The sequence below is a fragment of the Streptomyces solicavernae genome (genome assembly GCF_029968095.1).
Taxonomy (GTDB): Bacteria; Actinomycetota; Actinomycetes; order Streptomycetales; family Streptomycetaceae; genus Streptomyces; species Streptomyces solicavernae.
Genome location: NZ_JASCIR010000030.1, coordinates 61,018 through 79,983, shown reverse-complemented (window position 1 = coordinate 79,983; position 18,966 = coordinate 61,018). Strand labels below are relative to the sequence as shown.

Annotated in this window: 20 protein-coding genes; 17 read left to right on the top strand and 3 right to left on the bottom strand. The window is 70.2% G+C overall.

The genetic code is table 11. The annotated features are described in order from the left end of the window. Window positions 1-8: 8 nt before the first annotated feature. From QIS99_RS26195 to QIS99_RS26115, 17 genes are all read left to right on the top strand, one after another. Window positions 9-278, top strand: a complete 270-nt coding sequence (locus tag QIS99_RS26195; protein WP_282516122.1) for a DUF6284 family protein — start codon at window positions 9-11, stop codon at window positions 276-278. Further along, on the top strand, window positions 275-721 hold the full coding sequence (locus QIS99_RS26190) for a Pycsar system effector family protein (RefSeq protein ID WP_282516117.1): 447 nt from the start codon (window positions 275-277) through the stop codon (window positions 719-721). Before QIS99_RS26195 ends, QIS99_RS26190 begins: the two co-directional genes overlap by 4 nt. Then, complete coding sequence (locus tag QIS99_RS26185; protein ID WP_282516116.1) at window positions 718-1,245, top strand: hypothetical protein; 528 nt, start codon at window positions 718-720, stop codon at window positions 1,243-1,245. Before QIS99_RS26190 ends, QIS99_RS26185 begins: the two co-directional genes overlap by 4 nt. Further along, on the top strand, window positions 1,242-2,252 hold the full coding sequence (locus QIS99_RS26180) for a DUF2637 domain-containing protein (protein ID WP_282516115.1): 1,011 nt from the start codon (window positions 1,242-1,244) through the stop codon (window positions 2,250-2,252). Before QIS99_RS26185 ends, QIS99_RS26180 begins: the two co-directional genes overlap by 4 nt. Next, window positions 2,252-2,638: an RRQRL motif-containing zinc-binding protein gene (locus tag QIS99_RS26175; RefSeq protein WP_282516114.1), complete on the top strand. Its 387-nt coding sequence runs from the start codon at window positions 2,252-2,254 to the stop codon at window positions 2,636-2,638. The genes QIS99_RS26180 and QIS99_RS26175 overlap by 1 nt, the downstream gene beginning before the upstream one ends. Window positions 2,639-2,669: 31 nt before the next feature. Further along, window positions 2,670-2,840, top strand: a complete 171-nt coding sequence (locus QIS99_RS26170) for a pRL2-8 (RefSeq protein WP_282516113.1) — start codon at window positions 2,670-2,672, stop codon at window positions 2,838-2,840. 215 nt (window positions 2,841-3,055) lie between these two features. After that, complete coding sequence (locus QIS99_RS26165; RefSeq protein WP_282516112.1) at window positions 3,056-5,287, top strand: cell division protein FtsK; 2,232 nt, start codon at window positions 3,056-3,058, stop codon at window positions 5,285-5,287. A 251-nt stretch (window positions 5,288-5,538) separates the two neighbouring features. Further along, window positions 5,539-5,679: a hypothetical protein gene (locus QIS99_RS32230; protein WP_349017331.1), complete on the top strand. Its 141-nt coding sequence runs from the start codon at window positions 5,539-5,541 to the stop codon at window positions 5,677-5,679. Window positions 5,680-5,803: 124 nt separating this feature from the next. After that, on the top strand, window positions 5,804-5,989 hold the full coding sequence (locus QIS99_RS26155) for a hypothetical protein (RefSeq protein ID WP_282516109.1): 186 nt from the start codon (window positions 5,804-5,806) through the stop codon (window positions 5,987-5,989). A gap of 16 nt (window positions 5,990-6,005) precedes the next feature. After that, window positions 6,006-6,200 carry a hypothetical protein gene (locus QIS99_RS26150; RefSeq protein ID WP_282516108.1) on the top strand — a complete coding sequence of 65 codons (195 nt, stop codon included), beginning with the start codon at window positions 6,006-6,008 and terminating at the stop codon, window positions 6,198-6,200. 19 nt (window positions 6,201-6,219) lie between these two features. Continuing rightward, a complete protein-coding gene (locus QIS99_RS26145) occupies window positions 6,220-6,624 on the top strand; it encodes a hypothetical protein (RefSeq protein ID WP_282516107.1) in 405 nt (134 codons plus the stop codon). A 13-nt stretch (window positions 6,625-6,637) separates the two neighbouring features. After that, window positions 6,638-7,243 (top strand): hypothetical protein, encoded by a 606-nt coding sequence (locus QIS99_RS26140; protein WP_282516106.1) that lies wholly within the window; start codon window positions 6,638-6,640, stop codon window positions 7,241-7,243. 89 nt (window positions 7,244-7,332) lie between these two features. Then, window positions 7,333-7,842 carry a hypothetical protein gene (locus QIS99_RS26135; RefSeq protein WP_282516105.1) on the top strand — a complete coding sequence of 170 codons (510 nt, stop codon included), beginning with the start codon at window positions 7,333-7,335 and terminating at the stop codon, window positions 7,840-7,842. Between the two features lie 89 nt (window positions 7,843-7,931). Then, on the top strand, window positions 7,932-8,774 hold the full coding sequence (locus tag QIS99_RS26130) for a bifunctional DNA primase/polymerase (protein WP_282516104.1): 843 nt from the start codon (window positions 7,932-7,934) through the stop codon (window positions 8,772-8,774). Between the two features lie 2 nt (window positions 8,775-8,776). Next, the gene (locus tag QIS99_RS26125; protein ID WP_282516103.1) at window positions 8,777-10,252 is read left to right on the top strand and encodes an ATP-binding protein; all 1,476 of its coding nucleotides are present in this window, start codon (window positions 8,777-8,779) and stop codon (window positions 10,250-10,252) included. Window positions 10,253-10,691: 439 nt separating this feature from the next. Next, a complete protein-coding gene (locus tag QIS99_RS26120) occupies window positions 10,692-10,937 on the top strand; it encodes a helix-turn-helix transcriptional regulator (protein WP_282516102.1) in 246 nt (81 codons plus the stop codon). An 88-nt stretch (window positions 10,938-11,025) separates the two neighbouring features. Continuing rightward, complete coding sequence (locus QIS99_RS26115; RefSeq protein ID WP_282516101.1) at window positions 11,026-12,303, top strand: tyrosine-type recombinase/integrase; 1,278 nt, start codon at window positions 11,026-11,028, stop codon at window positions 12,301-12,303. 64 nt (window positions 12,304-12,367) lie between these two features. Here QIS99_RS26115 and nhaA read toward each other — a convergent pair whose 3' ends face one another. The 3 genes from nhaA to QIS99_RS26100 all read right to left on the bottom strand — a co-directional run bounded on the left by nhaA (window position 12,368) and on the right by QIS99_RS26100 (window position 18,698). Further along, window positions 12,368-13,774, bottom strand: a complete 1,407-nt coding sequence (gene nhaA / locus QIS99_RS26110; protein WP_282516100.1) for a Na+/H+ antiporter NhaA — start codon at window positions 13,772-13,774, stop codon at window positions 12,368-12,370. 332 nt (window positions 13,775-14,106) lie between these two features. Beyond that, on the bottom strand, window positions 14,107-16,143 hold the full coding sequence (gene acs / locus QIS99_RS26105) for an acetate--CoA ligase (protein WP_282516099.1): 2,037 nt from the start codon (window positions 16,141-16,143) through the stop codon (window positions 14,107-14,109). A gap of 137 nt (window positions 16,144-16,280) precedes the next feature. Then, window positions 16,281-18,698, bottom strand: a complete 2,418-nt coding sequence (locus QIS99_RS26100; protein ID WP_282516098.1) for a bifunctional SulP family inorganic anion transporter/carbonic anhydrase — start codon at window positions 18,696-18,698, stop codon at window positions 16,281-16,283. Between the last annotated feature and the right edge of the window lie 268 nt (window positions 18,699-18,966).

The window sequence follows — 18,966 nt, the reverse complement described above, 5'->3', positions numbered from 1 at the left end:
CACGACCCATGAAGAACATCGCTGCACGTCAGACGGTCGTTACCGTCGACCTGATCGACCGCGACCCGACGGCCGCGGAGCTGGACGCGATCGAGCTGGAGATGCCGGGCGTCCTGGCAGGTGTCGATCTGCTGGACGCGCAGATCGTCGCTCTCGACCGCACCCCGAACGAACTGGACGAGCGCCGCATCCGCCGCGCCCGCCGCCGGGTGCTCGCCGCCCGCCGCGACCTGGCCAACACGGCCGTCGCAGCAGTGCAGATGGGCGGTGCCGCATGAGCGCCACCGACACCCAGCTGAAGGCCGCGCACGCCGAGGTCAAGGCGGAGATCACCCGGACCGACACCAAGACCGGCCTCCTGCTCGCGTTCATCGGCGCGGTCCTCGCCGGTACGTGGAGCGCGGGCAAGGACCTGCCGCTGACCGTCTTCGCGCTCGTGCCCGGCTTGGCCGGCATGGCGCTCCTCGTCGGCGCGGCCGGTCTGCTGCTGGCCTCGGTCCGCCCCAACCTGGGCGGAGACCACGGCTTCCCGCTGTGGGCGACGCTGACCGCCGAGCAGATCCGCGCCACCGTGGCCACCGACCTGGCCGAGGACATCGCCGGTCTCTCCCGGATCGCGGTCAAGAAGTTCACCGGTCTGCGCCGCGCGGTCGATCTGACCCGTATCGGCGGTGGTCTGCTCATCCTCGCCGTCCTGATCGCGCTCGGGGGTGCCGCATGATCCGCATCGTCACCAAGAAGCGTCTCGCGCTGCTCGAATCCGACACGGCGGCCGCGTTCGAGCGTGCCCGTCTGGCGACCGAGGCCGCGAAGACGGCGTCCGGCCGGCACGCGGATGAGCTGTCCACGGCCACCGGCCGTGCCGAGCGCGCCGAGGCCACGGCGCAGGAGGGAGGCGTGCTCCTATCGCACGCTGTGCAGGAACTGAGCACCGCCCAGCAAGACCTTCTCCTGAAGCACATCGAGCTGGAGCGTCTGCGCGACGAGCTCGCCGAGGCGCGCGAACCGGCGCGGGAGGTGTTCGTGCTGATGCACTACGGCATCCCCTGCATGGTCTACGGCAGCTGTGAGGACGCCTACGCCGACACCCCCACCCACGGTGCTCCTGCGGACCGCTGGGGTCCCGCCCAGCGGTTCTGGGCTGATGCGGAATGGTTCCTGGCGACGTTCACGTACGACGTCGCATCGCGTGGATTCCGGGGCGCGCTGACCCCGGTCGCCCAGCCGGTCGGGGGTGCCGCGTGAACGCTGTTCAGACCCGTTCAGCAGAGAAAGCACTCTCCGGCGGCACGTGGCTGATCGTGTGCGGCGCGATGCTCTACTCCATCCTCACCGTCACCCCGTTGATGGCCAAGCACACGGCCGATGAGTGGGACTGGACGGCGCCGATCCTGCCTCTCGTGGTGGATGCCGCGGTGGTCATCGTGGTCAAGCTCGACGACGTCATGGCCCGCCTCGGCGGAGACGGAGGCCGCTGGCCCGTCGTGCTGCGCTGGATGACCGGCCTGATGACCCTCGCCCTCAACACGGCCGACTCCGCGCTGAAGAAGGACCTGGTCGGCATGGCTGTGCACGCTGTGGCGCCGCTTCTGCTCATCGCCACGGCAGAGACCAGCCTCGCCTACCGGCGGGCCATCGCGGCTGCCCAGGCGGCCCTGGCAGCAGAGCAGAAGGCCGAGCGGGAGAAGGCTGAGAAGGCGGCACGTGAGCGGGCCGAGCGGGCGCGTCAGGAGGCCCGCGAGGAGCGCGAGTACGCCGAGCGGCTGGCCCGTGAACAGCGTGAGCACGAAGCCGCGTTGGCCCGCGAGGCGAGTGAACGTGAGGAGCGCCGCCACCGCGAGGAGCGGGAAGCTCACGAGCGGGCCGAGGCGGCCGAGCGTGAGGCCCGTGAACGCCGTGAACGCGAGCGTGAACAGCGTGAACAAGAGCGGCTGCGCCTTGAACGCCAGACACGTGAGCGCGCCGAAGCCCAGCAGCGCGAGCGTGCCATGGCGGCTGAGCGTGAACGCCGTGAACGTCAGGAGCGGGCCGAGCGTGAACGCGCCGCACTCCTTGGCCGGGGCCCGGCTGAGAGCAAGCTGCCCGAGAGCGAGGCGCGCCAGATCGTGGCCGCCGCGTTCGCGGCGAACCTGCCGGTACGGCAGGCGGCCGAGCTGTGCGGCTGGTCGGTCGGGTGGGTCTCGTCCCGCTACACCGAGCACCGCGAGCCCGGCGCGGGACGTCGCGCTGAACTCGCGATCGCGAGCCAGTGATGAGCGCCGCGTACGGCAAGTGCTACGACCCCACCGGCGCCCGCCACGGCATCCCCACCTACCCGTGGCGATTTGCCCCGGATGGCTACGCCACCCGTCGGCAGCTGCGCGAGCAGGGCTTACGGCCGGGTGGTCAGCCGGTAGCGGCCCAGCTCATGCGCGTCTCGCGCGGCCGCAAGACGGGGGTGGCCGTGGCGTACCTGTACCGGGTCGACTGCGCGAAGCCGGTGCGTCCGATGACGTCGCGGAAGTGGGGCGCGCTCGCGTTGGCGATGCTCGCCCGCCGCACCTGCCCCAAGTGCCGGATCACCTACAGCTACTGCCTGCCGACCTCGCTCGGCATGTGCCTGTACTGCCACCAATCAGAGGAACAGCGCACCGCCTGAACACCCCCGACCAGTCACAGAGGTGAACGAAATGGCGAAGACGGAGACCACGCCGCCCGGTGAGTGCCCGCAGTGCTGGCAGCACGCCCACGACCGGCGCGCACACCGCCACCTCGGCCCCCGCGAGGACTGCCCGCAGTGCGTCGACCACATGATCAACGGCCACCCCTACCTCGTCCCCAAGCCGTCGAAGTGGTGGTGACCATGCGCGCCCGACAACTCCACCGTCGCCTGGCTCAACGCCGACGGTCACAGCGCGCGGACTGGGTCCGGTCCTTCACCGGCTGGTGAGACCGGGCCGTTCGCGTTTCCGGGCCACGTGCCCTCAGCTCTCACCGCACTCACCGGGTCCGGCCGACTCGCCTCCTACAGCCGTCGGCCGGACCTCTGGTCCCTCCCTGAGAGAAGGAATCGCCAGTGAACCACGAGGACGAAAACGAGCTGTTCAGCCGACTGGAGAAGGAGATCAACGCCGACCCGTCGCCAGGCTCGGGCGGGGAGGTGGTCGACCTGGACAGGGCCCGATCCGCCCGCGCCCAGTCCGTCACCGGGCCCGATGCGTCGCCCGACTCGCCCCCGGACGGGTCTGGCGGGGGCGAGGACGCCGGGTCGGCGGACCCGGACAAGGCCGTGATGGTCGACCGACCGGCCCCGGCGGCGGCCGGTCCCGGCTACCTGGGTCGGTTGCGCGCCGCCCGGCGCCGTGACGTCGTACCGGTGTGGCTGCGCTCCACCTCGGAGTTGAAGACGGCCACCGCCTGGGTGGCCCGGCACTACACGCATGCGGCCGGGTACCACGCGCTGCGTTCCCCGGTCTACGCCGCCCGGCTCACCCTGCAAGCACCGGTCGGGGCGGCGAAGTTCGTCGGCTCCACGGTGCGGTGGGTGGCCGACGCCGAGGGCGCCCCGGTCCGTGCCGCGGCGGTGCGCCGCGAGGACGCGAGCGAGTACCTGACCCTGTCGCGGCAGCGAGATGGCCGGGTCCGGCTGCGCAGCCTGGTCACGGTGCTCTCCATGTTCGTGGGCCTCGCCTCCGCGCTGGCCATCTACGTGCTGGCGCCGGGCTGGCTTCAGGCGGTCTCGGTGTCCGCGCTCGTCATGGCGCTCGGCTTCAACGGCCGGCGGGCCGACGCCCCGGTCGTCCAACGGGCGGTGGACATGCCCAAGGCCACCAAGCTCACGTCCGACATCGTGCTCCGCGCGCTCGGTGCGCTCGGCATCGCCCCGATCAACCAGGCCCAGGCCAAGGGCCGGGACGGGTTCGAGTTCACCGCCCCGATCACCCGGGACGGGCCCGGCTGGCGCGCCGAGGGCAACCTGCCCTTCGGCGTGACGGTCACGGACGTCATCGAGCGGCGCGACAAGCTCGCCTCCGGCCTGCGCCGCCCGCTGGGCTGCGTGTGGCCCGAGGCCGTGCCGGACGAGCACACCGGCCGCCTGGTGCTCTGGGTCGGTGACCAGGACATGTCGAGCGCGAAGAAGCCCAAGTGGCCGCTGCTCACCTCGGGTTCGGTCGACCTGTTCAAGCCCGTCGCGTACGGCACCGACCAGCGCGGACGCTGGGTGAACGTCACCCTGATGTACATCGCCGGGATCATCGGCGCGATCCCGCGCATGGGCAAGACGTTCCTGCTCCGCCTCCTGCTGCTCATCGCCGCGCTCGATGCGCGTGCTGAGCTGCACACGTACGACATGAAGGGCACCGGTGACCTGGACCCGGTCGGCAACGCCGTCTCTCACCGGCACGCCGCCGGGGACGACGACGAGTCGATCCAGTACGCGCTGAACGACTTCCGTGCCCTGCGCGAGGAGTTGAGGCGCCGTACGAAGGTGATCCGCTCGCTGCCGAGGGACATCTGCCCCGAGTCGAAGGTGACCAGCCAGCTCGCTGACAAGCGCTCCCTCGGGCTGCACCCGATCGTGGTCGGGGTGGATGAGTGCCAGGTGTTGTTCGAGCACCCCGAACACAGCAAGGAGTTCGAGGAAATCGCCACTGACCTGGTCAAACGTGGTCCGGCGACCGGCATCGTGCTCCTGTTGGCCACGCAGCGGCCGGACGCCAAGGCCCTGCCGACGGGCATCTCGGCGAACGCGTCGGCCCGCTGGTGCCTGAAGGTCATGGGCCAGCTGGAGAACGACATGGTCCTGGGCACGTCCGCGTACAAGCGCGGGGTGCGGGCCACGATGTTCGCCTGGGGCGACAAGGGCATCCACTACTTCGTCGGTGAGGGCTCGGACGCCCGGATCGTCGGCTCCGTCTACGTCGACGGCCCCGCCGCCGAAGCCATCGGAGCCCGAGCCCGCAAGGCCCGCGAGAAGGCCGGTCTACTCTCCGGCTACGCCCTCGGGGAGGCACCGGAGACGGCCGTGACCAGCTACGACCTCCTCGCGGACATCCTCGCCGTGGTCCCCGTCAAGGAGGCCAAGGTGTGGTCCGAGACCATCGTGGCCCGCCTCGCCGAGCTGCGGCCGGAGGTCTACGAGAAGTGGACGCCCGAGACGTTCGCCGCAGCCCTCAAGCCGCGCGGCATCTCCACCATCCAGGTAGGCCGGCGCGTGGACGGAAAGGTCGTCAACCGGCGCGGCATCGCCCGCGCCGACATCACCACGTCGATTGCGGAGCGTAACGGAAAGCGGGACGCGAGCTGACCGCCTGGGCCCGCTAGCGCTAGCGGCACACCCCGCTAGCGTTAGCGGCCCTCTTAGCGCCCCAAACCGCCTGCGATCAGGCCGCTAGTACATAGCGGCCCACCTGCGGAAACCCCTGAAAACCGCCTGAGAGGCCTTCTGTGACCCTCACGAGCCTTGCTATCGCCTGCCTGTTGATCGTTACTATCTGTTACTGGATTCTGTGTGCGGTCAGCCCGTTCGGGGACTGCCGCAAGTGCCGCGGCCTCGGCGTGAAGACCCGAATCACCCGCAGCGGAAAGGTCAAGGCCGGGAAGACCTGCCGCCGCTGCCACGGCGAGGGCAAGCGCATCCGCGTCGGCTGGTGGCTCTCGAACCGGGCCAGCCGCATCCACCGCGAAGGCACCCGCTGATACCCCGCCTGCGGCCCCTGCTCGTCCTCATCGCGCTCGGCGTCGCCATCGGCTCCTGCCACCGCGACCCCACCGGGCGCAACCACTCCCAGTACCGCCCCAACTCGCTTCAGGAGGTGCCGTCATGGCGCTGACCAACAAGGACCCCCACAACGCCCGCGAGGTCGCCCGCGTCCTCTACCTGTCCGGCAAGGCTATGCGACGCCAGTCCCGCGGCAAGTCCATCAAGGCCATCGAGAACGAGATCGAGGCCATCCGCGAGACCGCCCAGGCCCGCGAAGACGCCAAGGCCCGTGGCCGCCGCCGCTGACACAGGAGACGACCTCATGGCACTCACGATCTCGCTCGTCCTGCTCTTCGGCATCGGCGCGTTCGTCCTGCTCCGCTTCAAGGCGGTCGGGCCCGTCGCCGCCGTGATCCTCGTTCTGTTCGGCTTCTACCTCGCCGACACCGACGCCCGCACCACCATCAACGACCTCGTCCAGGGCGCCCTCAGCGTCATCCGCAGCGTCGACACCTAGGCCGCTTCCAGGGGACACGATGACCGACCTCTCACCCAACACGCGGGGCTGGGCCGCCAGGGTCTGGCGCCAGCACCAGCCCACACCGACCGACCGCACTCTCACGGACTGGACCACCAGCACCGCCGCCGACGGCCGGCCCCTCCACACCGCCCGCGTCGATCACCCCGACGCGCGGCACCTCCTGCACCGCGCCGCCGAGCACTTCGACAAGTCCCAACTCAGCGCCATCACGCAGGAACACCCGCACCTCGACATCCACGCCCCCGGCCGGGTCGCTCTCGTATGGCTCCTCAACGGCGAGTGGATCGAACTGTGGGCCCCGAACCCATCGCGAATCCCGCTCACGAAGGAGAACGCCGCAACCCGACCGGCCGTGGCTGCCTTCGTCGAGACCGCCGCGCTCAACTCCTCGTCGCCCTAGGAGGGCAGCAGTCATGAACGAACCCCTCGTCGCCAAGCACTGGCTCGCCCTCGCCGCCCCCAAAGCGGGCCCGGCCGTGGCCACGTCCACCGTGCTGATCCTCGGGCGGATCTGGAACGCCAACGGCGCCGAACACAGCATCGGCAACGCGGTACTCATGGGCGGCCTCGCCGCGGGCTGCGCGGCGGCCGGCGTCGTCTGCGCCAGCCGCCTGAACAACACCACAGCGACCGCGACCGCGTTCACCGCCTCAGCCGCCCTCGCCCTCGCCGGAGTGGCCGGATACTCCGACGGCCTGTCCCTGCCACTGCTGCTGTGGGCCATCGCCACCGGCATCGGCTACGGCCTCGCCGCCCGCCTCTGGCGCCACGACCGCAAGGAACAGACCCTCCACGACCGACACGTCGCCGTACGCCGCGAGGAACACGCCCACGTCGAACGTGTTGAAGCCATCCGCGCCGGAGCCCAGATCGAAACCGCCCGCGCCGGAGCCGCCTACGCCGAACAGCTCGCCACCGCGCTGCTGACCCGCGCGAGCCTGCCCGGCTACAACCCCGCCGCCCTCGCCGAGGCCGGACTGCCCCAACTCCTCACCGCCCCACTCGATAAGGAGCACTGAGCCATGGACACCACGTACGACGACGAACCCCTCGACTGCGACCTGTGTTCGGACGAATCCGACCCCTACCCGTACCCGCACTGCTGTGGATGCGGCGCGGAGGGATCAAGCGAACGCCCCGACTGCACCTGCCAGTAGCCGCCACGCAGAACAGGACAGACCCCACCGACATCAAGCCCGCAGAACTCGCTGCCCAGGCCGCCGACGCCATCCGCGGCCTCAACCACGCCACCCAGGCATTCAAGGGCCAGCTCGCCTACCCCGGCGACGCGTACGAAGTCGTCGGGCCGCTCGCCCGCCTCGCCCACCGGCTCCCGCAGAGCTTCGACCAGCTCAACGAACTCCTGCACAAGCTCACCGAGACCGGCGCCGTGACCGCCGACTACGGCTCCGCCGAGGACCAGATCCTCGAAGCCCGCTCCGCCCTCGCATCCAGCGCCCTGATCGCCCTGACCCTCGCGGACCATCTCGACCGCGCCCACCAGGCCCTCGCCCCGCTCGGCTACAGCCCCGCTGACGACGCGCCTGGCGTTGACCACGACTGCGACGAACACGAGCGCCCCAGCTACACCGCCCACTACACCGGCGCCGACCAGTAGCAACGCCAAGGGCGGCCCCCACCTCACGCCAATGACGCGGGGCCGCCCTTGTTCGCCAGCATCCATCCGAGGAACTGGAGACATCCAGCATGACGCAACTCACCGACATCCGACGAGAGGCCCTGCACGTCGCCGCTCGCGGCCTGCCCGTACTGCCGCTACGCAAGGGCAAGGTGCCCTTCGGGAACTGCCCCGCCTGCGCCAAGAACGCCTGCGGCGGCCGTCCGAACATGCGGCAGGCCGGACCCTGCGCCTGCCCGCGCCCCTGCCACGCCTGGGCCGCAGCCACCACCGACCCGAGCGTCATCAACTCCCCGACATGGGCCAGGGCATGGCGTGACGCCGCGGCGGTGGCCTACCACCCCGGCGGGGCCGGACTCACGATCGTGGACCTGGACGACACCGACGCCATCACCTGGGCCCACGCATCCCTTCCGCCAACCCGGACCGTGGTCACAACGCGGGGAGAGCACTGGATCTACCAGGGAGCCATGCGCTCGGTGAACGGCGTCCGTGAGGGCGTGGACATCAAGTCGACGATGTCTTACGTCCGTTGGCTCGGACCCGGCACCGGCCGCATCACCGAGCTGCCGGACGCTGTCCGCCAGCTGGCCGTGAAGAAGCCCGCCACCCTCCAGCCGACCCCGCAGACCGTCACCGTGCCCGCCGGGCAGGAGGTGTGCCGTCACCGCACCCCCGCCTACCTGGAACGGGGCATCGCCATGGCCGAGCAGCGCATCACTGACGCGGCCAGCGCGGTCCACAACACCACCTACGCCACGTTCCTGGCGGTGCTGTCCGCCCACGGCCGCTGCGGATGCCTCACCGACACGCACGTGGAGCGACTGTTCGCCGCCGCCCAGGCCAAGGGCGAATCACCGCGGCACTGCACCGACGCGTGGTCCAACGCCCGTACCAGGTTGGGGCTCTGACCATGTCCGAGGACGAGAAGACCCCGGCCCGCGAGGTCATCGCCGACTACGCGCAGCAGCATTTCCGGTACTTCCGCACCGCCGACGGGGCCGTGTACGCGCAGAAGAACGGCCACCCCGTGGCCCGCCCGATCCGCTCCCAGGGCACCTCGGGCAGCCACCGCCAGGAACTCATGGTCGGCCTGTTCAACGACGGGCTCGGCGTATTCAACGGCACCGCCATGAAGGAGGCGTTGGACTTGATCGAAGCACTCGCGATGAGCCAGCCCGTGCAGCAAGTGCACATCCGGGTCGCGCCGGGATTCGACGGCGCGACCTGGCTCGACCTCGGCCGCAACGACGGCCAGTCCGTCCGCATCCACCCCACCGGCTGGGACATCCTCACCCCCGACCCCCAAGAGGTGTGCTGGCGCCGCACCCAGCTCACCGGCGAACTGCCCCTGCCCGCCAAGGACACCGACGGCAAGGGCATCGACCTCCTGCTCCGGCTCTGCAACTTCGCCACCGCCGAGACCGAATGCCTGGCCATCGCCTGGCTCATCGGCTGCCTCGGCCCGTCCGTCCCCGTCCCCGCCCCGTTCCTCACCGGCCCCCAGGGCGCAGGCAAATCCACCGGCGGCCGGATGCTCGTACGGATCATCGAGGGCATGAGCGGCGACCTGCGCCGCGCCCCGAAGGACGAGGAGAACCTGATCGCGGCCGTCGCCGCCGGATGGGTCACCGCCCTGGACAACCTCTCTCACCTGACGCCGGACCTCTCCGACGCCATGTGCTGCATCGTCACCGGCGCCGAGAACATCAAGCGCGCCCTCTACACCGACGGCGACGTCGTCCGGGCCCGCTACCGCCGCCCCCTGCTCATGACCGGCATCGACGTCGGCGTCATCCGCCCCGACCTCGCCGAACGCCTCCTGCCGCTCCGCCTGGAACGGCCCGGGGTCCGGCGAACCGAGGCGGAACTGTGGTCGGAGTTCGCAGAGATCTTGCCCGTCGTCCTCGGCTCGCTCCTCGACCTCACCGTCAAGGTCCGCGCCGCCGAGGCCGACATCCCCACGGATCTGCGCATGGCAGACTTCGCACACCTGTGCGCGCAGCTCGACGCGGCCACCGGCCTCGGCGCCCTCAACGCCTACCGGACCAGCCTGGACGACCTCAACGACGACGTCATCGAGGGCGATCTCCTCGCGCAGACTGTGCTCAAGCACGCCGACAGCCTTGAGCCGGGCGCAGCGCAGCGGATGACATCCACGGAGTGGCTGCTGTGCCTCACCCGCCTCTACGCGGGCGAGGACTGCCGTCCCCTGCCCAAGGGATGGCCCACCACGGGCAAGGTCCTCTCCGACCGCCTCAAGCGTCTCCAGCCGACCCTGGCCGCCCGCGGCGTCCTCATCGACTCGGGCCGCACCAAAGAGGGCCGCTACATCGAGATGACCCGCCCGGCACCCCCGCCGCCGCACCCGCAAGAGGCGCTGCACTGACTGGTGCACGAGCAAGAAGAGCACCACGCGCCGCGCGACGGGTGCTCCTCTTGCTGTTCGGCGGCTCGCCGCCGCCCGAGGTCGCGCCGCGAAGCGGCTCCTTCTTCAATCCCTGAGCCGAGCACAACAACAGACACCCACCCCCTCTTTTTCCTAAGAGAAGAACGCTGCGTCACCTGCGTCACCAGCGAGCAGAAAACGCCAACTGACCTGCGGCTACAGCGGTGACGCAGACGGCCGGACGCTGCGTCACCCCGCGTCATCTGCGTCACCAGCGATGACGCAGATGACGCACGCGATGACGCACCCGCACCCCCTGCGTCACCCAAAAGCCGCAGGTCAGAGGCTCGCATGACGCAGATGACGCGGTGACGCAGAAATCCCTACCTCGGACACACGCGGCCCCGCCGCGCCGAGCCGACCCACCTCCGAGGACTCCATGAGCCGAACCCGTTCCGCTCAACCCGACCCCGTCGCCACCCTCAGAGGCGGCCTCCCTGACCGCTACCTCACCCCCGAGGACATCGCCGCGATGTTCGGCGTGCCCCTGGAGACCGTCTACCAGTGGCGCAAGAAGCGCACCGGCCCACCCGGATTCCGCATCGGCAAGCACGTCCGCTACGACCCCGGCGACGTACGCACCTACGTCGACGGCCTCCGCACCGCCGACGCAGAAGCCGCCTGACGCGGCGAGGCAGAACAACACTCATCTCCCGTGGGGAAGGCCCGGCCTGGGCCTTCCCCACGGCCTTTCCCAGAAGGACCCGCCACAGATGGCAGGACACATCCAAGACCGCTGGTACAAGACCGAAACCGACGCCGACGGCAAGACCCGCCGCGTCAAGACCGACCGCCACGGCAGCGGCCTCCGCTACCGCGCCCGCTACATCGGCCCCGACGGCACAGAGAAGTCCAAGAGCTTCCGCGACGGCCAGAAGCGCCTTGCAGAGAAGTGGCTCGTGCAGATCGAGGCCGACATGTCGCGCGGCCAGTACATCGATCCGCGAGCGACGAGGACGACGTTCCGGCAGTACGCCGAGAAGTGGCTGAGTGATCAAACCTCAGATGTAGCTACTCGTCAGGCAGTCGAGATGCGCCTCAGGCTCCACGCGTTCCCGTATATCGGCTCTCGCCCGCTCGGCTCGTTCCAGCCCGGTCACATCCGCACCTGGGTGCGCCAGCTCGAAGACACCGTGCCGGCCGCTTCGTATCGCCGCGCCATCTTCGGCAATGTCTCCGCCGTGTTCACCGCGGCCATGGACGACGGTCTGGTAGTGAAGCACCCGTGCCGCGCCGACTCAGTGAAGGCTCCCAAGCCGTCGCCAACACGCGTGAAGCCGTGGCTCGCAGATCAGGTCTTTGCTGTACGTGCTGCCCTGCCTGGCCGGTACCGGACGATGGTGGACCTCGGCGCAGGGTGCGGACTACGACAGGGCGAGATCTTCGGTCTTCCCGTAGACGAGACCGACTTTTTGGGCGGTTGGCTCCACGTGGCCTATCAGGTCAAGCTCGTACGCGGTAAGCCCATCTTCGCCCCGCCCAAGGGAGGGAAGGAGCGCGACGTGCCGCTTCCGGGCGCTGTGGGTGAAGCTCTGGCGGTGCACATGACGGCCTACCCACCGGTGAAGGTCACGCTCCCGTGGCTCGACCTGGACGGCCCTCCGGTGACGAAGACGCTGTTCTTCACCAACTCGGAGGGCTCTGCCGTGCGCAGGAACACCTTCAACCGGCGGCACTGGAAACCCGCTCTCGCTACCGCAGGAATCATCCCGGAGCGCGAGAAGGGCGAAGCGGAGTACGAGAAATCTCCCGAGGACGGGATGCATGCCTTGAGGCACTTCTACGCGTCCGTGCTTCTGGACGCGGGGGAGAACATCAAAGCGCTGAGTCAGTACCTCGGGCACAGCGACCCAGGTTTCACGCTGCGGACGTACACGCACCTGATGCCGAGCAGTGAAGGGCGCACACGAAAGGCCGTGGATGTGATCTTCAGGGCTCCGGAGCTGTCCGGCGTTCAAGATCACGGCCCAGGCACGGCCCAGGCGGCATGAGCGGGCCCCCTACCGGCGAGAAAGATGCTGGTAGGGGGCCTACTCCGTGCGCTGAGGGATCAGATCATGCCCGACTGTCGTCGCGCTCGCTTCCCCCGGTGGTCAGTTCGGCGCTACGTCGGTGTTCGGCGGCCTTCTTCTCGTAGATCTCCGCCATCCGCAGGTGGTACTCGGGCGAGTCCTGCTCGTAGATGTCGGGGATGCCGGAGTGGTCCTCGTCGCGCTCCTCTTCCTCCCACAGCTTGCGGTACTTGGCGTTGCGCAGCTTGAGCAGGAAGGCCGCGAGGACGGCGGCGATCAGGGAGCCGGTCAGGACGGCGGCCTTGACCTCGTCCGTCATGGCCGCGTCGCCCGCGAAGGCGAGTTCGCCGATGAGCAGCGAGACGGTGAAGCCGATGCCGGCGAGCGTGGAGATCGCGAAGACGTCGGGCCAGGACAGGTCGTCGCTGAGCGAGGCGCGGGTGAAGCGGGCGGCGAGCCAGGTCCCGCCGAAGATGCCGACGGCCTTGCCGACGACGAGTCCGAGGACCACGCCGAGCGTCTCGGGCTGGGTGAAGACATCGGCGAGCGCGCCGCCGGACACGCCGACCCCGGCGGAGAAGAGCGCGAACAGCGGCACCGCGAGGCCGGCGGAGAGCGGCCGCACCAGGTGCTCGATGTGCTCGCCGGGGGAGTGCTCCTCGCCGTCCCGCCTGCTGCAGCGCAGCATCAGGCCCATGGCCACCCCGGCGATGGTGGCGTGCACGCCGCTGTTGTACATCAGCCCCCAGATCACCAGGGCGAGCGGGACGTACACGTACCAGCCGCGCACTTCCTTGCGGAGCAGCAGCCAGAAGAGCACGAGACCGGCGAACGCGCCGCCGAGCGCGGCGAAGTTCAGCTCGCTGGTGAAGAACACCGCGATGATCAGGATCGCGAACAGGTCGTCGACGACGGCGAGCGTGAGCAGGAACGCCCGCAGCGCCGAGGGCAGCGAGGTGCCGAGCACCGCGAGGACGGCGAGGGCGAACGCGATGTCGGTGGCGGTCGGCACGGCCCAGCCGTCCGTCGAGCCGTTCCCGACGACATTGGTCAGTACGTAGACCAGGGCCGGGACGGCCATGCCGCAGAGCGCGGCGACGACCGGCAGGATCGCGGCCTTCGGGTCGCGCAGGTCACCGGCGACGAGCTCCCGCTTGAGTTCGATACCGGCGACGAAGAAGAAGACCGCGAGGAGTCCGTCGGCCGCCCAGTGCTGGATGCTCAGGTCGAGGCCGAGCGCGGCGGGGCCGATGTGGAACTTGCTGACGGTCTCGTAGCTGTCGCTCAGCGGGGTGTTGGCCCAGATCAGGGCGGCCACCGCGGCGAGGAGGAGGAGTACGCCGCCGACCGTCTCGGTGCGCAGGGCGTCGGTCACATAGGTCCGCTCGGGCAGCGAGAGGCGGCCGAAGGCCTTGCGGTTCTGGTTGGGGGATTCGGTGTGCGCGCCCACGAGCGGGGACCTCCGGTCTCGTTCAGCAACTTGGGGTCGTTGAAGCAGTTGCCGACCAGACTTCCCGGCGCACCTATTGCGTCGTTCGACGGCTTTGGCCTTGTCGTGTTCTTGACGCGGTCCTCACTCTACCCGGAGGTCCCGCGGGTGCGTCTGGTGATCTTCACCTCAGGTGCGAGGAGGGCACCCGGCTTGTCGCCGGGCGCCCTCCGGAGTTCGCACGCGGACCGGTCCTGGTGCAGGCAGCAGGCGGCCGTCCGCACGGGGACCGCTTAGCTGCGCCGGGCCGCTTCCGCTACGGGGCCGCTTCCGCTACGCGGGGACCGCTTCGCTCAGTCCTCGGAGCCCGCCGAGGGCAACTGGGTCTGGATGAGGTCCATGACCGACGAGTCGGTCAGCGTCGTGACGTCGCCGAGCTCGCGGTTCTCCGCGACGTCCCGCAGGAGGCGCCGCATGATCTTGCCCGAGCGGGTCTTGGGCAGCTCGGCCACCGGCAGGATCCGCTTGGGCTTGGCGATCGGGCCGAGGGTGGCGCCGACGTGGTTGCGCAGCTCGGCGACCAGGGCCTCGTCGTCCGCCGCGTCGGCGCCGCCGCGCAGGATCACGAAGGCGACGATGGCCTGACCGGTGGTCTCGTCGGCGGCGCCCACCACGGCGGCCTCGGCGACCGAGGCGTGCGAGACGAGCGCCGACTCCACCTCGGTGGTCGAGATGTTGTGGCCGGACACCAGCATCACGTCGTCCACCCGGCCGAGCAGCCAGACGTCCCCGTCCTCGTCCTTCTTCGCGCCGTCACCGGCGAAGTACTGGCCCTCGAAACGCGACCAGTACGTGTCGAGGAAGCGCTGATCGTCGCCCCAGATGGTGCGCAGCATCGACGGCCACGGCTCTGTCAGGACGAGATAGCCACCGCCGCCGTTCGGCACCTCGTTCGCCTCGTCGTCGACGACCGTCGCGGAGATGCCGGGCAGCGGGCGCTGCGCGGAACCGGGCTTGGTCTCGGTGACGCCGGGCAGCGGCGAGATCATCATCGCGCCGGTCTCGGTCTGCCACCAGGTGTCCACGATCGGGCAGTTGTCGGCACCGATGTTCTTCCGGTACCACATCCACGCCTCGGGGTTGATCGGCTCACCGACCGACCCCAGGACCCGCAGCGAGGACAGGTCGAATTTGGCGGGGATGTCGTCGCCCCACTTCATGAACGTACGGATCGCGGTGGGCGCGGTGTAGAGGATCGTGACGTCGTACTTCTGCACGATCTCCCAGAACCTGCCCTGATGCGGGGTGTCCGGGGTGCCCTCGTACATCACCTGCGTCGCGCCGTTGGCCAGCGGTCCGTACACGATGTACGAGTGGCCGGTGACCCAGCCGACGTCGGCCGTGCACCAGTAGACGTCCGACTCGGGCTTGAGGTCGAAGACGGCGTGGTGGGTGTACGCGGCCTGCGTGAGGTAGCCGCCCGAGGTGTGCAGGATGCCCTTCGGCTTACCCGTGGTCCCCGAGGTGTAGAGGATGAACAGCGGCTGCTCGGCGTCGAAGGCCTCCGGTGTGTGCTCGGCGCTCTGCCGTCCGACCGCGTCGTGCCACCAGACGTCCCGGCCCTCGGTCCAGGTACCCCCCGCCTCTTCGAGGGGCTGCCCCGTCCGGCGGACCACCAGGACGTGCTCGACGTTCTCCACCCGCCTGAGGGCTTCGTCCACGGCGGGCTTGAGGGCGGCGGGCTTGCCGCGCCGGTACCCGCCGTCGGAGGTGATGACGACCTTGGCGTCGGCGTCCTCGATGCGCTTGGCGATCGCGTCGGCCGAGAAGCCGCCGAAGACCACCGAGTGGGCGGCGCCGATGCGGGCGCAGGCCAGCATGGCGATGGCCGTCTCCGGGATCATCGGCATGTAGACCGCGACCCGGTCGCCCTTCTCAACACCCAGCTCAAGGAGGGCGTTCGCGGCCCGCGAGACCTCGTCCTTGAGCTCGGCGTAGGTGATCGCGCGGCTGTCGCCGGGCTCGCCCTCGAAGTGGATGGCGACGCGGTCCCCGTGGCCGGCCTCGACGTGACGGTCCACGCAGTTGTACGCGACGTTGAGCTTGCCGTCGGCGAACCACTTCGCGAAGGGCGGGTTCGACCAGTCGAGCGTCTCGGTCGGTTCGGTGGCCCAACTCAGGCGCCGGGCCTGCTCGGCCCAGAAGCCGAGCCGGTCAGCCTTGGCCTGTTCGTACGCCTCTGCCGTGACGTTGGCGTTCGCGGCCAGTTCGGCGGGCGGCGCGAACCTGCGTTCCTCTTTGAGCAGGTTGGCCAAGGATTCGTTGCTCACGACATCTCCCTTACGGTGCTTTGCCAGGGGGCGACCGTTGTGTCCCAGGCCACAGCTCATCAGACGTGCCCTGCTGGTGACAAGGCCTGTGGAAAACTGGTGTAGACCTGTCGGGGGGGCGACCCCGGAGAACCCGGCGCCGCACTCCTGGTGCGGACGGGGGAAGGGGAGCGGCGAAGCCGCACCCCGCCCGCGCCTCAGACCGGCGATCTCTCCAGACCCGTCGGCGCGTCCGGAGCCTGACCGCCGTACGCCGAACCATCGGGCGCCGAAGCGCCGTACGCCGAACCGCCGGACGCCAAGCCGGCAGCTGCAGGACTCACCGCCGCCACCCGGTCGAAGAGCTGCTCGGCGTCGGCGAGCAGATAGGCCTGCGCCTCCCCCACATGGAAGTACATGCCGTGCAGCGTGAGGCGCCCTTCGGCGACCCCGCGCCGCACCGACTCGTGCTCCCGCAGATGCTCCAGCTGCTGCACCACATTGGTCAGGCACAGCTGCTCCGCCGCGTCCGCGGGCGCGCGCCCCGCGATCCGCGCCCACGCGCGGCCGTTGTCGGCCATCCGCTCCAGGCTCGGCAGCCCGTGCCGCAGCCAGCGCCGCAGCGGCGTCTGCCCGCCTTCGGCGGGGGAGTTGAGCAGCGCCTGCATCGCCCCGCACCCGGAGTGCCCGCACACGGTGATCGACTCGACCTTCAGCACCTCCACGGCGTACTCGATCGCCGCCGCCACCGAGTCGTCCCCGCTCTCCGCCCCCGGCAGAGGTACGAGATTGCCCACGTTCCGTACGACGAACAGGTCGCCAGGACCGCTCGACGTGATCATCGACGTCACCAGGCGCGAGTCCGCGCAGGTCAGGAAGAGCTGTGAGGGCCGCTGCCCCTCCCGCGCGAGCCGCGCCAGCTCGCCGCGCACCAGCGGCGCGGTGTTGCGCTGGAACGAGCTGATGCCGTCGGCGAGCCGGGCCCCGCTGCGCGCCACCTCGGTCGACTCGTGGCAGCTGTGGTTGCGCCACGCCGTCCAGGGGCGGCAGCAGGAGTGCGCCGCGGACGCGGGCTCGGCGATCCGGCCGCCGCCCCGCCCGGTGAACGTGACCTTGCCCCCGGCCTTGGTGTGCGCCTCCTGCCAGTGCTGCAGGGTCTCGTACGCGGCGTGGTCCATGAAGGATCCGTCGAGCTCCACGATGATGTCGGCCTTGTGCGGGACGAGGTGCAGTGTGCGGGTCAGCCGGGGCACGGCCAGGAAGGTCAACTGCCCGCGGACATGCACCTGGTGGGTGCCGTCGGACTCCACATGGGTGATGCGGGTACGGGTGAGGCGGTGCAGGGCGACGCCGACGGCGACCGCGATGCCGAGGGCGACCCCTTCCAGGACGCCCAGCACGATGACGCCGAGCGTGGTCGCGGCGTAGACCAGCATCTCGCGGTGGCGCGTGACCGTGCGGATGTGGTTGAGGCTGACCATCCGGATGCCGACCGCCATGACCAGGGCGGCGAGCGCGGCGAGCGGGATCAGCTCGATGGCCGCGACCATCGTGAGAGCGGCCAGCGCGATCCAGACGCCGTGCAGCATGGTGGAGTTCCGGCTGACGGCGCCCGCGCGGACGTTGGCGGTGCTGCGCACGGCGACTCCCGCGGTGGGCAGTCCGCCGAGCGCTCCGGACGCGACATTGGACAGGCCCTGCCCGAGCAACTCCCGGTCCAGATCGGCCCGTTGCGGCGGACCGGCGAGGCCTGAGGTGAGGCCCGAGCGCCCGGCGCTCAGCTTGTCCACGGCGACGGCGCCGAGCAGGGACTGCACGCTGCACACGAGCGTGGTGGTGAGCACGGCGGCGACCAGGCCGAGCACGGGCCCCTCGGGCAGCCCGGCCAGGGCGTGGCTCCGCCACGACGGCAGGTCGACCCTCGGCAGCGCGAGCCCGGCGAGGGCGGCGACGACGGTGGCGCCGACAACGGAGATCAGCGGCGCCGGCACCGCGCGTGCGATGCGTCCCGCGCGCTGCCCCGGGATCCGTGGCCAGAGCAGCAGGAGCGCGATCGTCAGGACGCCGATCCCGACGGCCGCCGGATGCACCCGCGTCACCTGCCGGGGCAGGTCGAGGATGTTGTCCACGACAGAGCTGTGGGGTGTGCCGCCGAGCATGATGTGGACCTGCGCCACGGCGATCGTGACGCCGATGCCGGCCAGCATGCCGTGCACGATCGCCGGGCTGACGGCGAGCGCCGAGCGCGCCACTCGCAGGAACCCCAGGGCGAGTTGGGCGAGTCCGGCGATGACGGTGATGGCGCATGTGGTGCGCCAGCCGTACGTCTGGATGAGGTCGGCGGTGACGACGGTGAGACCGGCGGCGGGGCCGCTCACCTGCAGCGGCGCGCCACCGAAGCGGCCGGCGACGAGGCCGCCGACGGCCGCGGCGACGAGCCCGGCCTGCAGTGGGGCCCCGGTGGCGAGGGCGATGCCGAGGGACAGCGGCAGTGCGATCAGGAAGACGGCGATCGAGGCGGACACGTCGGCGCCCGCGATACGGAAGCGGCGCTTGCCGGGCGGCGGTCCGTGAGGTCGGCGGTCGTCGCCGGGTTCTGAGGAGTCGTCGGTGCGGGTGTGGGCGCAGGCAGACATGGTTCCCGTCTCCTCCGGGGCTACGCGGTCGCTGGGACTGCCCCGGACTGTGCCGGGGGCATGTGGGGACGCGGCCGTGGGTCACGGCGTACAGCGGCGGGATTCATCAACTCTCGGTAAATGAATCGTAATGGAGAGTAAAGGCTTCGGTCGGACTTTCGGCGCAAATGGGGCACGTGTTCACCCCCGAGAGTGATTAGTCCGTTTGTACGGCTTGTCGCGCCGTCCGGCTCGGGCGGGCGTGCGACGTTGGCGGCCCTGTCGCCTT

Coding starts and splice junctions, on each gene's coding strand:
- QIS99_RS26195 (WP_282516122.1), top strand. CDS start 9: ATGAAGAACATCGCTGCACGTCAGACGGTCGTTACCGTCGACCTGATC.
- QIS99_RS26190 (WP_282516117.1), top strand. CDS start 275: ATGAGCGCCACCGACACCCAGCTGAAGGCCGCGCACGCCGAGGTCAAG.
- QIS99_RS26185 (WP_282516116.1), top strand. CDS start 718: ATGATCCGCATCGTCACCAAGAAGCGTCTCGCGCTGCTCGAATCCGAC.
- QIS99_RS26175 (WP_282516114.1), top strand. CDS start 2,252: ATGAGCGCCGCGTACGGCAAGTGCTACGACCCCACCGGCGCCCGCCAC.
- QIS99_RS26170 (WP_282516113.1), top strand. CDS start 2,670: ATGGCGAAGACGGAGACCACGCCGCCCGGTGAGTGCCCGCAGTGCTGG.
- QIS99_RS26155 (WP_282516109.1), top strand. CDS start 5,804: ATGGCGCTGACCAACAAGGACCCCCACAACGCCCGCGAGGTCGCCCGC.
- QIS99_RS26150 (WP_282516108.1), top strand. CDS start 6,006: ATGGCACTCACGATCTCGCTCGTCCTGCTCTTCGGCATCGGCGCGTTC.
- QIS99_RS26145 (WP_282516107.1), top strand. CDS start 6,220: ATGACCGACCTCTCACCCAACACGCGGGGCTGGGCCGCCAGGGTCTGG.
- QIS99_RS26140 (WP_282516106.1), top strand. CDS start 6,638: ATGAACGAACCCCTCGTCGCCAAGCACTGGCTCGCCCTCGCCGCCCCC.
- QIS99_RS26135 (WP_282516105.1), top strand. CDS start 7,333: ATGCGGCGCGGAGGGATCAAGCGAACGCCCCGACTGCACCTGCCAGTA.
- QIS99_RS26130 (WP_282516104.1), top strand. CDS start 7,932: ATGACGCAACTCACCGACATCCGACGAGAGGCCCTGCACGTCGCCGCT.
- QIS99_RS26125 (WP_282516103.1), top strand. CDS start 8,777: ATGTCCGAGGACGAGAAGACCCCGGCCCGCGAGGTCATCGCCGACTAC.
- QIS99_RS26120 (WP_282516102.1), top strand. CDS start 10,692: ATGAGCCGAACCCGTTCCGCTCAACCCGACCCCGTCGCCACCCTCAGA.
- QIS99_RS26115 (WP_282516101.1), top strand. CDS start 11,026: ATGGCAGGACACATCCAAGACCGCTGGTACAAGACCGAAACCGACGCC.
- acs (WP_282516099.1), bottom strand. CDS start 16,143: ATGAGCTGTGGCCTGGGACACAACGGTCGCCCCCTGGCAAAGCACCGT.
- QIS99_RS26100 (WP_282516098.1), bottom strand. CDS start 18,698: ATGTCTGCCTGCGCCCACACCCGCACCGACGACTCCTCAGAACCCGGC.